A 16,717-nucleotide genomic window follows, 5' to 3' on the forward strand; every position below is an offset into this window, starting at 1 on the left:
ACATCCCCGGTGCCATCAACGCGCCGTGGGGGAAGATCGTCAATCAGCAGGCCGACGGCGGCGACGGCACGTTCAAAGACATCGAGGCGATTCGCGAGCACTATGCCGCGCTGGGTGTCGACGGCACCAAGCCCGTCTACGTCTACTGCCGCATCGGCGAGCGCGCCAGCCACACGTGGTACGCGCTGAGCCAGATCCTGGGATACGACGTCAAGCTATACGACGGTTCATGGACGGAGTGGGGCAACTCGGTCGGCGTTCCGGTCGCCAACCCGACCCTCGAGGCGAGCGGTGGATACAGCGGCCTCTGGGGCGGGCAGTGACCCTGGCGCACGAGTCAGCGACGGTCGCCGGCGTTCCTTCTGAGAAGGGCGCCGGCGACCGCCGCGTGCTCGGGTGGACGCGCGGCGACACCGTCCGCACGATCGTCGCCCTCGCGATCGCGGCGGCACTGCTCACCACGGCGGCTCTGCTCGACGCCGGTCGGGGCGCCGGCCAAGGGCCGACCGCAGCGTTCGCCCTGCTGACGGGCACGGCTCTCGGCATCCTGTTCGAGAGGGGGCGCTTCTGCTTCTTCTGCATCTTCCGCGACCTTTTCGAGAAGCGGAACAGCCGCGGCGCGTATGCGATCCTCACTGCTTTAGCCGTGGGCCTCGTCGGGTACGCGGTCGTCTTCGCGCTGCGGGTGCCCGTCCCGGTGCCGGGCACGTCCGCACCCGGAGCGCACGTCGGGCCGGTCAGTGTCGCACTGGTATTCGCGGGCATCGCCTTCGGCCTCGGCGTCGTGATCTCGGGAGGCTGCATCGGCGGCCACCTGTATCGCCTCGGCGAAGGGAGCCTGCGAGCCTTTCCCGCCCTGGCGGGATCGATCCTCGGCTTCGGCCTCGGGTTCCTCACCTGGAATCCCCTCGCATCCACCTTCATCCTGGGCGCCCCCGCGCCCTGGCTTCCGGCTGCGGCGGGCTACGGTGTCGCCGTCGCCTTCCAGCTCGCCGTGATCGTGGCGATCGGCATCTGGCTGTTGAAGTGGAACCCGCCGGTCGACGCTCGTCCCGCGTACCGGGTGGATGCCACCGAGCTGCGCCGCGTGCTGTTCTTCCGCCGGTGGCCGGCGCTGCTCACGGGGGCGCTGGTCGGTCTCGCGAGCGTTGTCTATTACCTGCGGGTGGGCCCCCTCGGGGTGACGAGCCAGCTCTCGAGCCTCACCCGAACCGCTCTCGAGACGAACGGCCTCATGCCCGACACGTTGATCGGACTCGATGCGTCGCTGGGCGGATGCGTCGCGTTCGTCGTCGAGACCATCACCGAAAATGGCTGGCTGCTCATCGGCATCTTCGCTGGTTCGCTCGCCGCCGCTCTGCCGGGGCGGCGCTTCCGCCTCGAGCGGCTGACGGTGCGCGGAACCGGCACGGCGCTGATCGGCGGCATCCTCCTCGGCTGGGGCGCGATCCTCGGGCTCGGCTGCACGATCGGCGTGTTCTTGTCGGGGATTCAGGCGTCATCGGCATCGGGATGGATCTTCGCCGCATCGGTCGTGCTGGCCCTGGGGATCGGCTGTCGAGCGGGACTCCACCGCGGCACGTGACCGCGTCGTGCAGCGCTGGACGTGCACCCGCACCGCCTCGACCATCTCGTGCCGAAGACCGTCGAGAACGGCGCGGATCGTCGCCCCGTCGCGGCGAGGGGTGCGCGCGATGGCCGCGATCTCGCGGAAGGCGGTCTCATCCGCCAGCGGCACGGCGACAGTCTGCGGCGGGAGGGGTCCTCGACCGAGTCGGGGAAGGGCCGCGATCGCCAACCCTCTCTCGACGAAGGCGAGAAGCGACTGGAACTCCGCGGCCTCGTACACCGTTCCGGCGCTCCGGCCGAGTCCGGTCGTCGACTCCAGCCACCGGCGGTAGGGGTCGTCGTCGGGGGTCACGGCCCAGCTCTCGTCGACGAGGTCGACCCAGGTCAGGCGCGAACGGCCCCCGAGCGGGTGGTCGGCGGGAAGGATGACGTCGACGGCGTCGTGCCCGAGCACCTCCCGGTGCAGGTCGGGCTCGGCGTGCCCGGTCGGCGCGGCCCCCCACGACTTCACGACGGCGACGTCGGCGAGCCCGAGGCGCACCTGGCGGGTGGCATCCGCGGGTTCGCGCTCGACCGGCTCGATGCGCACCGCCGGACACGTGTCGCGCAGCGTGGCGATGAGCGGCACGACCAGTCCGCGCAAGGCGGTCGGAAAGGCGGCGACCCGCACGCGACCGGCGGGGCGATCGGATGCCACGACCTCGGCGAGGTCGTGAAGGCGAAGCACCGCCGGGCGACCTTCGTCGACGAGCCGGCGGGCGAGCTCGGTCAAGACGACTCCGCGTCCCACCCGCTCGAGCAACGGCGCACCGACCGCATGCTCCAGCCGTTGCACGCGCTGGGTGACGTTCGAGGGGGTGTAGTGCAGCAGGGCGGCGGCCGCGGTCACCGACCCCGCGTCGGCGACGGCGATGAGCGCGCGGAGACCCTGCACATCGATCATTCACTGATCGTAAATCGTGAGACGCCATTCTGCTCGATTGTGGTTCACATTGCGCCCCGCGACCATCGAAAGGTGACACAGACGACGCCCCTCATCACCGGCATCCCCTCGCCGCGAAACCCGCGCACGCGCGCCAGCGTGCTGCTGGCACTCGCGATGGCCGGGTGGGGCACGATCGGCCTGTTCAGCATCCAGGCGGGCACCGACGCGATCACGACGACCGCCTGGCGCTGCGTGTTCGGCGCAGCGACACTGCTGGTGCTGTCGCTCGCGACGCGGTCGTTCCAAATGTCGATCTGGACGCGGCGCGCGGTCATCCTGACCGTCCCTGGGGGTCTCGCGCTGGTCGCGAACTGGGCGTTCCTCTTCTTCTCGTTCAGCCAGACGACGATCACCATCACGACGGTGGCCTACCACTTCGAGCCGTTCTTCCTCGTCGCGCTCGGCGCCATCGCCAGTCGCACGGCACCGCGGCGGGGCGATGTGGCGTGGCTGCTCGCCGCATTCGGCGGACTGCTGCTCGCGACGCAGTTCGTCGGTGCTCGCGGCATCCAACCGCTCGACGCAGCGCAGCTGCTGGGCATCGGGGCGGCGCTCGCCGCCGGCGCGCTCTACGCCGTCGCCACCTTCGCGGCGCAGCACACCAGCGGCATCCGCCCCTATCCGATGACGCTCATCCAGTGCGTCGTCGGCGCCGTGATCCTGCTCCCCTTCGCCCACTCGCTCGACTGGAGTGGCTCGTCGTGGGGGTGGATCGCCGTCATGGGCATCGTCCACACCGGACTGCTGTACTCCATCCTCTACAGCACCGCCCGCGTGCTGTCGACGATCACGCTCGCCGCCCTGTCGTTCGTGAACCCCGCCGTCGCGGTCTTCGTCGACGTCATGGTCTACGGGCGCCTGCCCGACGCCCTGCAACTGGTGGGCATCGCGATCATCGCCGCGGCGACCTTGGCGATGACGTTGCGCAATCGCTGAGCGCCCCTGCTTTCAGTGTTCGCTGGTGTCCACGACGCAGAACCGGTTGCCCTCGGGGTCTTTGAGGATGACGTAGTCCGCGTCGGCCGGTCGCCCGCTCCACTCCACCTCGCGGGCGCCGAGCTCCATCAGCCGCGCGACCTCTGCCGCCCGATCGTCGGCGTACAGGTCGAGGTGGATGCGCGGCGGCAGCACCCGCGACGACCGCATGGCGATGCTTCCCCTGTCGCGGGTGTGGGGCCACGCGTCAACACCTCTGCGCACCAGCTCCTGCGGGGGGGCCGGGTTCGGGGCGTGTTTCTCCGTTCGGGGCACGAATACAGCGCCCCAAACGGAAAACCGCGCCCCGAACGAGACGTCACGCCCCCTACCCCGGAGGGCCTCAGCGAGCAGACGACGCCGGGTCGTCGCCGCGGCGCAGTGCCTCATCGACACGCGCGAGCAGGGCGGCCGCTGCCTGAACCCCGGCATCGTCGCCGTCGAGCGCGACACGCAGGCGGTCGGCCCAGTAGGCGTGGAGCTTGCGCACGCTCTCCTCCGCCAGAGCGGTGGGCTGCAAGCGCACCGCGCGGGCGTCATCCGGAGCGGTCTGACGCTCGACGAGACCCTTCGCGACCAGTGAGCGCAGCGCGACACTGCAGTTGCTGCGCTGCAGTGCGGTGGCTTTGGCGACCGCGCTCGGCGAGGCGCCGGGATTGTGGTGCACCCACCTCATGACGAGTGCTTCCGTTCCCGTCAGCGGAATGATGTCAGGCGCCTGGGGGCCGTTCGGATCGATCTCGCGCGCGACGCGCATCAGGACGTCGGCGAACTCGGCGAGAGCATCGTCGGAGATCGCGGGGGGCACGCGGCGACTGTACCAGCCGCACATAATAAGTTATGCTTTCATAACTATGACGACCGACACCGACTCCGTGCGCACGCAACCGGCATCCCGCTCCCACGACATCACGACGCCGCTCCTGCTGGTGCTCGGCCTTCTGAGCGCGGTCGCACCCTTCGCCACCGACCTGTACCTGCCGGCGTTCCCGCGGATGACGGTCGACCTGGCGACCTCAGCCACGACCGTGCAACTCACGCTGACGGCGTTCCTCATCGGCGTGACCGCCGGACAGCTCGTGTTCGGTCCCCTCTCCGACCGGTTCGGGCGCGTCCCGCCCCTCATCGCCGGAGCCGCGCTGTGCGTACTCGCGAGCGCCGTCGCGGTGTTCGCGCCGAACGTCGCCGTGCTCGTCGTCGCGCGTCTCCTGCAGGGCCTGGGCGGAGCTGCCGGAATGGTGATCGGCCGCGCGGTCATCTCCGATCTCGCGACCGGAAAGGCCGCCGCGCGTGCCTTCTCGCTCATGATGATCGTCGGTGGCGTCGCCCCGGTCGTCGCCCCGCTCCTCGGCGGCCTGCTGACCGGACCCATCGGCTGGCGCGGGCTGCTGGCGATCGTTCTGGGGCTGTCGGTGGCCATGCTCGTCGCCGTGCTCGTCGTGGTGCGGGAGACGCACCTGCGCGCCCGCCGCGACGCGCTGCGCGCCGAGCGGGTGGCATCCGGGTCTCCCCTGCGGGCACTGTGGTCTCGGACCTTCATCGGCTACACGACGGTGTTCGCCTTCGGCTTCGCCGTGATGATGGCGTACATCTCCGCTTCTCCGTTCCTGTACCAGAACATGCTCGGGCTCGACACGGTCGGCTACGGAATGATGTTCGGCCTGAACGCGCTCGCGCTGGTGTTCGTGAGCGGGCTGGCACCGAAGCTCACCGCCACCCGTTCGGTCGAGAGCGTCCTGACCCTCGGCATCGCGATCGTGACCGCGTCGACCATCGCCTTCGCGCTTCTCGTCTTCTCGGGAGCACCGGCGTTCTGGCTCGCGGTGCCGCTGTTCACGGCCGTCGGGTCACTGGGTCTGGTGTTCGGAAACGCGACCGCGCTGGCTCTCGGCGCCGTCCCCCGCATCGCCGGGAGCGCCTCGGCCGTGCTGGGAGCCGCGCAGTTCGGGCTCGCCGCGGTGGTCTCGCCGCTGGTCAGCCTGGGCGGCGAGGGCACCGCCGCTCCCCTGGCCGTCGTCATGCTCGCGTCTGCGGCGATCGCCGCCGTCGCCCTCGCGGTCACGCGCCGCGCGGAGGCCAGGGCGGAGGCGCGCGGCGCGGCGGGTCACTGACACCGCGGGGCCGCGGCTGCCGAGGCTTGGGATCTCTTCTCAGCAAAAAGCATTGAAGCGACGAGCGTGGATGCCAGTCCCCTCGGTTCTGGGATCGTCGCCGTTCACCTGAACCACGACTCTGGACGCGCGTCTTGCAAGAAAGGTCGTTACGCACAGAGATCGGGCCTGGATCTTCGAGCACTTCACAGGCCAACGCTTTGGGGTTTTCGGAACGGCGAGGTAGTCCGAGACCGAGGAGGTCTCCGCCTCGCACCGCAAGCTCGACCACTGCTCGTACTGGGTGCGCCCGGTGGAGATGTTCACGGGACGGTCGAGCGGGACGCTTCTCTGGGCGGCGATCTCGGCGGATTGCCGAGTCTCCGGTTCTCGCGACGATGGCTCGTTCCCTCTCAACGGAGGTGCTGCATCCGTCCAAGGGGGCCGGGCGAGACGTCAGGCTCCAGCCGACGGGGTGACGCTGACGAGTGCGTCCTCCGACGCGAGCCACGCGGTCACAATACGAGCTGCCCGGTCGATGTCCGACTTGCTCGAATGCGAGGCGTAGAGCACTTTTGTGCGTCCCGTCTTCAGATGCACGCGGAGAGCGTAGAAAACGGTCGTAGGACTGTTCATGAGGATGCCGAGCATCCAGTCCGCGAGACCCGAAACTCGAGAGGATCGGACACTCTCGATCTCGCTGCGCCGGTAACGGCGGGTCAGAAGGAAGCCGCGGACAATCAGCCGGTCCCCTCGCATCTCGGCTCCCCACAGAGGGAGTCGCGCCGCGAAGTACGCGCCCAGTACGACGGCGATGGCAATTGCCGGTAACGCGGGATCATTCATCCCCCCGGGCACGAGAGAGGAGGGAACGCCGGCCAGCGCGCCGAGCACGGGTCCGCTCAGCATCACGAGGAGCAGACCGAGAATGGGCGCGGCGATCACGTTCCAGAACCGGAAGCGTCGCCCCAGCGACCAAATGACGAGCGGTTGGGACACCCCGCCCCGCTCGTGTGCGAGTGCAGAGTCCGGCGGACTCAGGAACGCCCAGACTCCCACCCCCCACGCCACGAGGATGATGCCGAGAAGCGGTATGTCAGCGCCGAAGGCGTACTCACTGCTCGACGAGACCAAGATGACCCGGACGAGGAAGATCCCGCCCGCCGCCGCACCGAGCAGGGAGAGAAGGGGCGAGCACCTGAAGAGCGCCCTCCATACCAGAGCCGACACCCATCGGTTTTCTTTCCGCTGACGCGGCCGGTCGCGGCGAAGTGACATGATGCGAACCTATCTTCCGTAGGCCAACAGGTCTGGCTCCGGGGATGGAGGGCATGCCGCTCGCCCGAGGTGGCCGCGGAAGCCGTCGTAGCGTTCGCCGCCCGCATTGCAAGCCGCTGCACGCCCCACCTCGAACTCTCCGGCCAGCCCCCACTCCGCATCCAGCGGGGCATGCCGCCTTCCGGCCGCGACAGGCACAAGAGATGCTAGGCGAGCTCGGGCGCAGCTCTGAAGAGGGCAGTCTTGCGGCCGGCATCGACGGCGCGACCCGGGACTCGAGCACAATCACGCTCACACCCCTCAATCTGACTTCGCCAACACCGCCGCCAACCCCTCCCTCAGATCGCGCACGAACTCCCCCGACATCTCCAGCGCCGGAAAGTGTCCGCCCGCCTCGGGCGCCCGTCATCGCACGATGTGGCCGAACCTTTTCTCCGCCCAGGGCCGCGGATGCTTCTGGATGTCGTGCGGATAGGTGGTGAGGGCCGCGGGCACCGTTACCCGCAGGTCGGGGTCGAGTGACTGATGACTCTCGAGGGAGATGCGTGCGGCTGACGCCCCGGTCGCGGTGAGCCAGTAGAGGGTCACGTTGTCGAGGAAGCGGTCGCGCGAGATGGTCTCGAACGGCGAGTCGACCGTGTCGCTCCACTCGAAGAACTTCTCGAGGATCCACGCAAGCAGCCCGACGGGCGAGTCGACCAGGGAGTACCCGATCGTCTGCGGCGCGGTCGCCATGACCCTCGCGTAGGCGAGACGGTTCCTCTCGAAAGCGCGAGTGTGCTCGACCCACTGCCGTTCGGTGGCGTCCAGCCCGCCAAGACTGAGCCCGCGCGGCGCACTCGGCATCGTCGTGTGGATGCCGATGACCTGCGCCGGAAACCGGCCACCGAGCGCGATGGTGATCGGCCCGCCCCAATCGCCCCCGTGGGCGAGGAAGCGGTCGTACCCGAGCCTGCTCATGAGCTGGACCCACGCGGCCGCGATGCGTTCCGCGCCCCACCCCTCTGCGGCGGGCTTGTCGGAGTAGCCGTACCCCGGAAGCGACGGCACGACGACATGGAACGCCGGGGTCTCGGCATCCCGAGGCTCGGCGAGCTCGTCGATGACGTCGACGAACTCGGCGACGCTCCCCGGCCAGCCGTGGGTCAGGACGAGCGGAGTGGCATCGGCCGCGGCGAACAGCGGTGGAGGAAATGGATGCCGAGCCCGTCGACGACCGTGCGGAACTGGCCGATCTCGTTCAGTCGACGCTCGAACGGACGCCAGTCATAGGTGGTGCGCCAGTACTCGATCAGCTCGACGATGTCGGCGAGGGGCGGGCCTTGCTCCCACCGATCGCGGCCTCGCGCGCCGTGAGGCGTTGTTGCGCGTTCGGGGAGTCGCGTCGATGTCAGGCGTGCGCGCAGCGCGGCGAGGTCCTCGTCGGTGGCGTGCGGCTCGAAGCGCTCGATCAGGTCCGTCGTCATCTGGTCGCTCATCGATGCTCCTCGTCCACCGGCGGATGGAACCGGCTATGACGGTTCTAACACCTCCACCGACGAGGGGGAACCACCTATGCTGGTTCCATGACTGCTCGGGACCCGAAGTTCCGTCTCGGTTCCGTGCTCGCCACCACCTTCACGGGGACGCTCACGGAACGGTTCGGCGCACCCGTGGAACGCATCCCGACACCCGCTCGCCTCGCGGATTGGCTGCGGGAGGTGGACCTCGCAGTCGACCCATGCTCGCCCGACGACCTCGCCGCCGCGGTGGAGCTGCGCGAGGCGATCCATATCGCGGCGTCCGCTCAGGCCGCCGGGCAGCCGCGCCCTCACGACGCCGTCGCGATCATCAACGAATTCAGCACACGCGGCGGCGCCGTGGCGGTGCTCGCCAAGGACGGCCACCGGCGGTGGTTCCTTGGGCAGCACGCGACCGTCGCGGCAGCCCTCGGAGTCGTGGCCGCCGACGCGATCGAGATCCTCGCCGGCGTGCGCCCCGGCGCCCTCGCGCTCTGCGCATCCCCGACGTGCCGAGCGGCGTTCTTCGACACCAGCCGTGGCCGCACGCGCCGGTGGTGCGACATGAACACGTGCGGGAACCACGAGAAGAAGGCGCGGTTGCGGGCGCGGCGAGCGTGAGGAGCCTCACCGCGACCCATCCCGTGCGCTTCCCGGCGGGGGGCTCGAGGTCACTGACGCCTCAGGCCCGTTGCGGGCCGAGTCCCGCGGACCGGTGATGTCCCGGGATTTACGAGGCCTTGAGAAACCACCGACTCTTTCGCGCAACCCCGGGACAGGGGCCGACTGCGGCCTTTTGCCCTGCTGACGAGCGCGTCTCTCGGCATCCTGTCTGACATGGGGCGCTTCTGCTCTGCATCTATCGCGACCTCTACGCGAAGCGTTCGCCCATGTCGGTCCGGTTCGCCCTCGAGACGGCAGGCGAGGCCTGATCAACGGGCAACCGGACAAACGAGCCCCAGCGATCGACGTCAATAGTCCAGCCCCTACCAGTCAATTGGTGCCCCGATATTCAACGGTTGTGTCACGTCCTGTCTGCGTCGCCTGCCTCTGCCTGAGTGAGCAGGCTCGTAGCCGTGCGGTCATCTCGATGCTGATTCCGGGGGCCGTCCGCGCAGCGCTGGCGCAGATCGAGTTGGGCCGTGATCAGGCCGTCCGCGGTGAGCGCACCGCCGCCGCCACCGAGTTCACTCAGGCGACGTTGGCGGTGCGGGAAGTTGGCCGCCTCGACGCGCGCGCCGCGGCTGCGCAGCTCGGGTCGGGCGCTGGTGCCGGCGTGAACGGCGACCGTTCGGCCGACTCATCCCGCGTCGATGAGGCCGCCCGCCTCGAGCTGCAAGCGCGTGAGTACAAACTGCTCGCCACCCAGAGCGGCGTGCCCGAGCAGAGCCCCGCGCAGCTGATGGAACTGGCCTCCGACGCCCGCTCGCAAGCGCAGCTGCATCGCGACGTCGACCAGGGCCGCGAGAGCGCCCCGGCGGTGTCTGTGGGCGCTGACCAGGGCCGCGCGAGTGTGGAGCGCCGTGAGGGGCCGGGTGCAGTACGACAGCGCCGCACGCCGCGAGGCAACGGCGAAGGAGCTGGCATCGCACGGCATCCCCAGGAATCCATCGACGGGCGCATGCGCGCCTACATCGCTCAAGGACGGCCGGCAAGTGAAGCCGCAGCACACACCACCCGGGTAAAACGTCCCCAAGACGAACGCGGCCGCGGCGCGACTCGCTCCGTGGGCCGGGCAGACCGTAGTCGCTGATCTATCCCCTCGGGCAAACCGAACCGGCCGTTCATCCTGATGACGATGCACGAAGCCTGGGTGAAGGCGCGCCGGGAAAAACCTCAGCTGCGGCCATTAGTGCTTGTGTAGGTAATGACTTTCTCGGCGTCAACGCGGAAGTCGACTAGTGCATCGAGAAAATTGTCGATCTCTGGGGCTCGATGCGCTGCGATGTCGGAGACAAAATGCGGCGTGATAAGGCGGACGAGCTCGCCGTTACGCTCCGCTTCGATGACCCGGGCGCGAAGTACCCCCTGATCGGGGGCCCTTTCATCCGCTAGCTTGGGATCTAAGTCGCTAGGACTGATGAGCACCCGCACTGCCGTCCCCTCCGCCGCCTGTGGTGGCTGAACTTTGGTAGCAAGAATGCCGTCGAGAAGGTGTATTTTGCCGTCACGGAGGACCCCTTCGAGGAGGTTGGTTCCGCCGAACTGTGCTCCAAATGCGGACAGTGGCCTACCGAAGACGGTGCAGGGCGGGCCTTGTTCTACGATTTTCCCCTCGTCGAGCACGATGACCTGGTCGGCCAACGCGCGAACATCGGCGGCATCGTGGCTCACCAAGATAGTCGTCAGAGATCCGGCCGACCGTCGGAGCTGAGATCTCATGCGCGACGCCATGCCGATGTCGAGCGCGGCGAACGGCTCGTCGAGCAGCAGGAGCCGGGGCCGAGCGACGAGGGCCCTCACAAGGGCTACCCGTTGCGCCTGACCTCCAGACAATTCCGCCGGGAGGCGATCGATGAGGTTATGTGCGTCGGCGCCCGCCAGCGCTGCTTCAGCGCGCTCGTATGCGAGCCTGCGAGGAGTGCCCGTGCTGCGTAGGCCGAAGGCGACATTCTTCAGCACGGTGAAGTGAGGGAAAAGAGAGGGCTCCTGCGCCAAGAGTCCGACGCCCCGACGGTGAGCGGGTAGGCGACGGCGTCCATTGAAAAGGACGGTCTCACCGATGGCCGCTCGGCCCTTGTCGGTATGGAGAAGGCCGGCGAGGAGCGCGAGGACCGACGACTTGCCGGCGCCGTTCGGCCCAACGATGGCGAGCGTCTCCCCACCGGCGACGGCGAATCTCAGATCCAGCCCTCGACGTGGGAGTTGCGCTTCGAACTCGAGTCTCATCGTGCTCTCGGTACGAGCTTGCCGACGGCACCCGCGATCGAGACAACAAGGATTGCGATGACGACGAGAACCAGTGAGAGCGAAACGGCGACGTCTGGATCGGTTTCGCGCTGCAGATAGATCTCCAACGGAAGCGTCCGAGTAACTCCCTGAAGACTTCCGGCGAACGTCAAGGTGGCACCGAACTCGCCCAGAGCTCGAGCGTAGGAGAGGATCGCCCCCGAGAGCAGCCCCGGCAGCATCATCGGCAGGCTCACCCGCAGGAGGACCGTCGTGGGGCGCGCTCCGAGGGTTGCGGCTACGGCCTCGTGCCTGTTTCCGATAGAACGCAGGGTGCCCTCGAGCGTGATGATGAGATACGGCAGTGCGACAAAGGATTGCGCGATCACCACGGCGGTTGTGGAGAACGCAATGCTGACTCCCACCTGGTTCAAGGGTGGGCCGAGAAGCCCGAGCCGGCCGAAGGTGTAGAGAAGCGCGATACCGCTGACGACGGGAGGCAGGACCAGCGGCAACAGCACGAGGGCGCGAAGGACGCGTACCCCCGGTCCCGTGGTGCGGGCGAGCACGAGCGCGACCGGCACCCCAAGTACCACACACACCGCCGTCGAGACAGCGGAGGTGCGCAGGCTGAGCAGAATCGCATCGACGGATGATGCCGAGGTGATGAGAGGCCAGAATGTTGCCCAGTCGACCCGCAGCACCATTGCGATTAAGGGCAGGATCACGAATGCTGCTCCGAACATCGCCACGGCGATTGCCCACCGGGGCATCGATGCCGCCGGAATCACGGTGCCCCAAACCCCGCTGCGTCGAGGATGCCGTCAGGGTCCTGCCGCACGAAATCGGCGAACCGTGCCGCGACGGCGGGATTGTCGCTCGCCTGGAGCAACCCGAGGGGATAGTCGTTGACTACGGCATCCGCCTGAGCGGTAGGGATGCCCTGGACGTCGGAGCCCGCGGCGCGAATGTCCGTGGTGTACACCAAACCCGCGTCGGCCTCGCCCGAGATGATCTTCCCCAGCACATCGGTGACGGAAGACTCTTCCGATACCGGGCTGACTATAACACCTGCCGCGGTGAGGACTTTTTCCGCTGCCGCACCGCAAGGTACCTGCGGAGCGCAGATCACGACGCGCGTTCCCTCGCGACCGAGGTCTGAGAGCGATGTGATTCCCGCGGGGTTGGCCGGCGGCGTCGCTATTTCCAGGTGGTTTGTTGCGAAGACGGTCGCGTCTGCCGCGAGCAGGCCTGCGTCGGAGACGAGTGTCATCGTCTTCAGGTCAGCGGAGGCGAAGACGTCGGCAGGTGCCCCGTTGATGATCTGCGTGGCGAGGTCGGCGGAGCCCGCAAAGCTGAGCTCGACGGTGACACCGGGGTGTCGGTGTTCGAACGCATCGGCGAGCTCGGTGAAACTCGTGCGCAGAGATGCGGCGGCGAAGACCACGATCGAACCGGTGAGGTCGTCCGGACCCGTATCGGGAGCAGCAGGCGCGGAGACGCAGCCGGACGTCATGAGGATCGCGCCGATCGCGAGGCTCGCTGAGGTAATGCGGTGCGGTGAAGCGGTCATGAGGTTCCGTTCTCGTCGTGGGTGCGCCCTCAGGAGTGAGTCGTTCAGCTGATCGCGTTGACCCACTCCGTATGCCCTCCGACGAAGACCTGCTCCTTCCAAATCGGCACCCGTTCTTTTACGAGATCGACAAGCTCAGAACACGCGGCGAAGGCTTCACGGCGGTGAGCGGAAGAGACCACGCACGCCAGCGCGCAATCTCCGACAACGAGGTCCCCCGTTCGGTGCGTGACAGCCAGGGTCACGTCGGGGAATCTCGCTGCGATGTCCTGCGCGACGGCACGGATCACCTCGCCGGCCGTCGGATGCGCGCTGTAATGCAGCGCCACGACGCCCCGTCCTTCGTCATGGTCGCGAACACGACCGTCGAAAGTCACGACCGCTCCGGCGGCCGGCGGTCGGGTCTGTGTCATCAGCATTTCGACGGTGATGGGCTCGGCGCTGACGTCAGCACGAACAACGCGATCGCCCTTACCGTTGGGCATGGTCTCAGAGGTCATTCGTCTCTTCCTTCCTCACGGGGTGACATGATCGCCACCGGCCAGCTGGCTGATGATGTGCTCGATGACATCGTCGAGAACTGCTATTCCGTCGGCGACCCCCGAGGGAGATCCCGGCAGGTTCACGATGACGCTACGACCAGCGATGCCGGCCACACCCCGACTGAGGACGGCAAGGGGCGTGCTCGACATCCCGCGAGCACGGATAGCTTCACCGATACCCGGCAGCACTTGATCCAAGAGCGGGAGCGTCTGTTCAGGGGTGCGGTCGGTCGGGTTGATGCCGGTTCCCCCGGTCGTCACGATCAGTTCGACGTTCTGCTCGAGCGCCCGGCGCAGGGCGTCTCCAACCGGATCGCCGTCTGCGACCACGAGATGATCGGTCGACCATCCGCGGCCGCGCAACCACTCCACGATCACCGGTCCCGTACGGTCCACCGCCCGCCCCGCCGCGCACCGTGTGGAGGCGACGAGGACGACGACGCGTTTCACGTTTGCACCCAGTGGCCGGAGCGGCCACCTTCTTTCTCGATCACAGCGATGTCGGTGATTCGCGCGGCGCGGTCGACGGCCTTGATCATGTCGTACAGCGTCAACGCCGTGACCGAGGCAGCGGTCAGCGCCTCCATCTCGACACCGGTGCGCCCGCGTGTGGACACTGTCGCAACGATGTCCACCCGGTCGGTACCGACGGTCAAGACGACGTCTGCACTCGTGATCGGCAGCGGATGGCACAGGGGGATGAGGGTACTGGCGGCCTTGGCAGCCATGATGCCCGCAAGCCGGGCGGTTCCGAGAGCTTCGCCCTTAGGCAAGGTGCCATCGGAGACGAGCTGGATCACATCGGGGCGGGTGATCAGCGTGGCGGTGGCGACGCCGCGACGCCGCGTAATCTCTTTCTCACCCACGTCAACCATGTGAGCCGCGCCGTCCGGCCTCAGGTGCGTCAATCCCTCCGTCTGTTCAGCCATTGATCCTCCAAGCTCGTACAACGTCTCCGGCTTCGACTCTCTCGACGTTCTCCGGCAGCATCACCAGGAGGTCGGAGCGTGCAAACGCGCTTAGGAGGTGCGATCCCGCACCACCGACTAGCTCGATCCGACCGTCAGCGGTGCTCCGCGCTCGGCGGAACTGCAACCGACCGGCTGGAGACGTGGTCGCTTCGGTGATGGGTGCTTCCACCACCGGACGTTCCGGCCACCATCCGCCGGCAGCGAGGATGGCTGGCCGCAGGAACACCTCCGCGCTGACCAGCGCGCTGACCGGATTACCCGGGAGCGCGACCACGGGGACATCGGTTCCGTGCACGCGTACGCGACCGACGCCTTGCGGGCCTCCGGGCTGCATCGATACAGAGCCGAAGGCCACCCCCCGATCAGCGAGGGCCTCACGAACCACTTCATGGGCGCCGGCGCTGACACCGCCGGCAGTGACAATCAGGTCAATACCGCTGCCGCCAGCATCGATTGCGTCAAGAAGCTCCGCCGGATGGTCGTGCACCAAGCCCGGAGTCATGACGCGCACACCGATTCCGGTCAGGAGGGCGGTCAGGCCGGGAGTGTTTGCATCGAGGATGCTGCCTGGGCGCTCAGTGTCGTCGATCCGGCGCAACTCCGAGCCCGTTGCGATCAGCAGAACGGTGAACGGGCGCCATACGGCGACGCGTCGCACTCCCGCAGAGGCGAGGGCACCGATGAGTGCTGGGGTCAGCGCCGCGCCTGCCGATGCGATCACGCTGCCCGCCTGCACGTCCGACCCTGCTCTCCTTACGAAAGCATCATTCGCTGGGACCGTCGCGACGCTTAGCGTCGCTTTCTCGCCGGGAGAGGGAAAGGCGCTCATCCCGGAGGCCTCGATCGGCACGACGGCGTCCGCCCCGGACGGGAGGGGCGCGCCGGTCATGACCGCCCACGCCTCGCCGCGTGGCAAAGGACCCGATTCGTCTCCCGCCGCCACATGACCGGTAATCGGCAGCCGCGCGGGCGTGTCCCCACGAGGGTTGAAGAAGTCGGCGCGGTGGACCGCGAAGCCATCCATCTGGCTGTTGTCGAACGGGGGGAGGTCTATCGGCGAAAGAACGTCTTCCGCCAGGGTGCGGAAGTGGTCCGCTTCCAGCGTGCCGAGGCTGAGCACCTCCGACTGCCGGTCCACGGCCGAGATCATCTCGCAGATAGCGCGCGCGTGTTCTTCCACGCTCCGCCGCGCGAAGATCGGGGCGCCTTCAGAGGTCATCGCTCAGCCACCGATCGCGCTCATGGTCCGCTCGGGCTGCACGTAGTCGGAACTTGAAAGGCCGACGGTGTCTGAGCCGTGAGCGCGAGGCTTGCCCCACATCGCTTCGCGCCACCGTTGCGCAATCTCCCGGTCACTCGCTCCGTCGCGGACAATCTCCAAGAGGTCCGTTTCTTCGTGTGAGAAGAGACAGGAGCGGATGCGCCCTTCCGCCGTGATACGTGTGCGTGTGCACGCGGCGCAGAAAGGCTCGGTCACTGATGAGATCAGCCCGACGCGGCCCAGCGGGGGTGAACCGAAGTTGCTTCCTGGTCGGCGTACCTCGTACCGCTCCGCCGGCGAGCCCAAGCGCTCCTGAGGATCGGGACTGAGAACGAACTTCTCGGTGATCAACGCACGCACCTCCTCGGCGGTGATGACCTTCTCCTTCTTCCAGGAGTGGTCGCCGTCAAGGGGCATGTGCTCGATGAACCGCAGCTCGTACCCGTGCTCGAGGGACCACTCCAGCAGGTCCGCGGCCTCGTGCGCATTCACCCCTCGCAAGAGGACGGCGTTGATCTTGATCGGCCCGAGCCCCGCCTCGTCTGCTGCCCGGACGCCGGCGAGCACCTTGTCCAGCATCGGCCGTCGCGTCAACGCGGCGAACGTCTCGGGGTGGATGGAGTCGAGCGAGATATTGATGCGCGAGAGGCCCGCGTCCCGAAGTGCACGGGCCCGCACGTCCAAACCGATTGCGTTGGTGGTCATCGAGATGGGGAGCTCCGGACACGCCGCCCGGATGGAGCCGATGACAAACTCGAGATCCTTCCGGACGAGCGGCTCGCCACCCGTGAGCCGGAGCTCCTCGACGCCAAGCATTTCCACGCCGACACGCACGATACGCACGATCTCATCTGCCGTCATCAGCATCCGTTGCGGCAGCCACGCCATTCCGTCCGCCGGCATGCAATAAGTGCAGCGCAGGTTGCACTTGTCGATCAGCGACAGACGCATGTCGGTTGCGGTGCGTCCGTACCGGTCTGTGAGGCCGCCGGATAGCGGCGCCGCAGGGGGAGGAACACGAAGTTGCGGAATTCCGAGGCTCTGGGCCATGAGGGCGTCCTTCAGGGTTTCGGGTACGACGGGGC

At 67.8% G+C, this 16,717-nt stretch carries 20 protein-coding genes; 6 read left to right on the plus strand and 14 right to left on the minus strand.

The window, feature by feature from the left end:
- The first annotated feature begins 2 nt into the window (after nucleotides 1-2).
- On the plus strand, nucleotides 3-323 hold the full coding sequence (locus QE410_RS17145; RefSeq protein WP_373459378.1) for a sulfurtransferase: 321 nt from the start codon (nucleotides 3-5) through the stop codon (nucleotides 321-323).
- Complete coding sequence (locus QE410_RS12870) at nucleotides 320-1,585, plus strand: YeeE/YedE family protein (protein ID WP_307332697.1); 1,266 nt, start codon at nucleotides 320-322, stop codon at nucleotides 1,583-1,585. Before QE410_RS17145 ends, QE410_RS12870 begins: the two co-directional genes overlap by 4 nt.
- On the opposite strand, the gene QE410_RS12875 is transcribed toward QE410_RS12870, so the two are convergent.
- Entirely contained in the window at nucleotides 1,499-2,512 is a 1,014-nt protein-coding gene (locus QE410_RS12875) for a LysR family transcriptional regulator (protein ID WP_307332700.1), read from the minus strand. The genes QE410_RS12870 and QE410_RS12875 overlap by 87 nt on opposite strands.
- Nucleotides 2,513-2,584: 72 nt before the next feature.
- On the opposite strand from QE410_RS12875, the gene QE410_RS12880 reads away from it, so the two are divergent.
- Nucleotides 2,585-3,490, plus strand: coding sequence for a DMT family transporter (locus QE410_RS12880; RefSeq protein ID WP_307332703.1), 906 nt, complete (start codon nucleotides 2,585-2,587; stop codon nucleotides 3,488-3,490).
- Between the two features lie 12 nt (nucleotides 3,491-3,502).
- Here the strand turns inward: QE410_RS12880 and QE410_RS12885 are convergent, their stop codons facing one another.
- Nucleotides 3,503-3,961 (minus strand): VOC family protein, encoded by a 459-nt coding sequence (locus QE410_RS12885; RefSeq protein WP_307332705.1) that lies wholly within the window; start codon nucleotides 3,959-3,961, stop codon nucleotides 3,503-3,505.
- Nucleotides 3,873-4,337: a MarR family winged helix-turn-helix transcriptional regulator gene (locus QE410_RS12890; RefSeq protein WP_307332708.1), complete on the minus strand. Its 465-nt coding sequence runs from the start codon at nucleotides 4,335-4,337 to the stop codon at nucleotides 3,873-3,875. Before QE410_RS12890 ends, QE410_RS12885 begins: the two co-directional genes overlap by 89 nt.
- Before the next feature lie 46 nt (nucleotides 4,338-4,383).
- Between QE410_RS12890 and QE410_RS12895 the strand changes: the two genes are divergently transcribed.
- Nucleotides 4,384-5,640, plus strand: coding sequence for a multidrug effflux MFS transporter (locus QE410_RS12895; RefSeq protein ID WP_307332711.1), 1,257 nt, complete (start codon nucleotides 4,384-4,386; stop codon nucleotides 5,638-5,640).
- Between the two features lie 435 nt (nucleotides 5,641-6,075).
- Here QE410_RS12895 and QE410_RS12900 read toward each other — a convergent pair whose 3' ends face one another.
- The 3 genes from QE410_RS12900 to QE410_RS12910 form a co-directional block, all read right to left on the minus strand.
- Nucleotides 6,076-6,618: a hypothetical protein gene (locus QE410_RS12900; RefSeq protein ID WP_307332714.1), complete on the minus strand. Its 543-nt coding sequence runs from the start codon at nucleotides 6,616-6,618 to the stop codon at nucleotides 6,076-6,078.
- Nucleotides 6,619-7,302: 684 nt separating this feature from the next.
- Complete coding sequence (locus QE410_RS12905) at nucleotides 7,303-8,079, minus strand: alpha/beta fold hydrolase (protein WP_307334524.1); 777 nt, start codon at nucleotides 8,077-8,079, stop codon at nucleotides 7,303-7,305.
- Nucleotides 8,043-8,375, minus strand: a complete 333-nt coding sequence (locus QE410_RS12910) for an epoxide hydrolase N-terminal domain-containing protein (RefSeq protein WP_307332717.1) — start codon at nucleotides 8,373-8,375, stop codon at nucleotides 8,043-8,045. Before QE410_RS12910 ends, QE410_RS12905 begins: the two co-directional genes overlap by 37 nt.
- An 87-nt stretch (nucleotides 8,376-8,462) precedes the next feature.
- Here QE410_RS12910 and QE410_RS12915 point away from each other — a divergent pair, with 87 nt between their 5' ends.
- Together QE410_RS12915 and QE410_RS12920 are read left to right on the plus strand one after the other, a co-directional pair.
- Nucleotides 8,463-9,017 carry a CGNR zinc finger domain-containing protein gene (locus QE410_RS12915; protein WP_307332720.1) on the plus strand — a complete coding sequence of 185 codons (555 nt, stop codon included), beginning with the start codon at nucleotides 8,463-8,465 and terminating at the stop codon, nucleotides 9,015-9,017.
- A 400-nt stretch (nucleotides 9,018-9,417) separates the two neighbouring features.
- On the plus strand, nucleotides 9,418-10,149 hold the full coding sequence (locus tag QE410_RS12920; protein ID WP_307332723.1) for a hypothetical protein: 732 nt from the start codon (nucleotides 9,418-9,420) through the stop codon (nucleotides 10,147-10,149).
- 83 nt (nucleotides 10,150-10,232) lie between these two features.
- On the opposite strand, the gene QE410_RS12925 is transcribed toward QE410_RS12920, so the two are convergent.
- The 8 genes from QE410_RS12925 to moaA form a co-directional block, all read right to left on the minus strand.
- Entirely contained in the window at nucleotides 10,233-11,285 is a 1,053-nt protein-coding gene (locus QE410_RS12925) for a sulfate/molybdate ABC transporter ATP-binding protein (RefSeq protein WP_307332726.1), read from the minus strand.
- On the minus strand, nucleotides 11,282-12,058 hold the full coding sequence (locus tag QE410_RS12930) for an ABC transporter permease (RefSeq protein WP_373459379.1): 777 nt from the start codon (nucleotides 12,056-12,058) through the stop codon (nucleotides 11,282-11,284). The genes QE410_RS12925 and QE410_RS12930 overlap by 4 nt, the downstream gene beginning before the upstream one ends.
- 14 nt (nucleotides 12,059-12,072) lie before the next feature.
- Nucleotides 12,073-12,732 (minus strand): molybdate ABC transporter substrate-binding protein, encoded by a 660-nt coding sequence (modA, locus tag QE410_RS12935; RefSeq protein WP_307332729.1) that lies wholly within the window; start codon nucleotides 12,730-12,732, stop codon nucleotides 12,073-12,075.
- 170 nt (nucleotides 12,733-12,902) lie between these two features.
- Nucleotides 12,903-13,358, minus strand: a complete 456-nt coding sequence (locus tag QE410_RS12940; RefSeq protein ID WP_307332732.1) for a molybdenum cofactor biosynthesis protein MoaE — start codon at nucleotides 13,356-13,358, stop codon at nucleotides 12,903-12,905.
- A gap of 15 nt (nucleotides 13,359-13,373) precedes the next feature.
- Nucleotides 13,374-13,850, minus strand: coding sequence for a molybdenum cofactor biosynthesis protein B (locus QE410_RS12945; protein WP_307332737.1), 477 nt, complete (start codon nucleotides 13,848-13,850; stop codon nucleotides 13,374-13,376).
- On the minus strand, nucleotides 13,847-14,329 hold the full coding sequence (moaC, locus tag QE410_RS12950; RefSeq protein ID WP_307332739.1) for a cyclic pyranopterin monophosphate synthase MoaC: 483 nt from the start codon (nucleotides 14,327-14,329) through the stop codon (nucleotides 13,847-13,849). The genes QE410_RS12945 and moaC overlap by 4 nt, the downstream gene beginning before the upstream one ends.
- Nucleotides 14,322-15,590, minus strand: a complete 1,269-nt coding sequence (gene glp / locus QE410_RS12955; RefSeq protein WP_307332742.1) for a gephyrin-like molybdotransferase Glp — start codon at nucleotides 15,588-15,590, stop codon at nucleotides 14,322-14,324. The genes moaC and glp overlap by 8 nt, the downstream gene beginning before the upstream one ends.
- A gap of 3 nt (nucleotides 15,591-15,593) precedes the next feature.
- Nucleotides 15,594-16,682 carry a GTP 3',8-cyclase MoaA gene (gene moaA / locus QE410_RS12960; RefSeq protein ID WP_307332745.1) on the minus strand — a complete coding sequence of 363 codons (1,089 nt, stop codon included), beginning with the start codon at nucleotides 16,680-16,682 and terminating at the stop codon, nucleotides 15,594-15,596.
- Between the last annotated feature and the right edge of the window lie 35 nt (nucleotides 16,683-16,717).

It is taken from the genome of Microbacterium sp. SORGH_AS_1204, from assembly GCF_030818935.1.
In the GTDB taxonomy this organism is placed as follows: domain Bacteria; phylum Actinomycetota; class Actinomycetes; order Actinomycetales; family Microbacteriaceae; genus Microbacterium.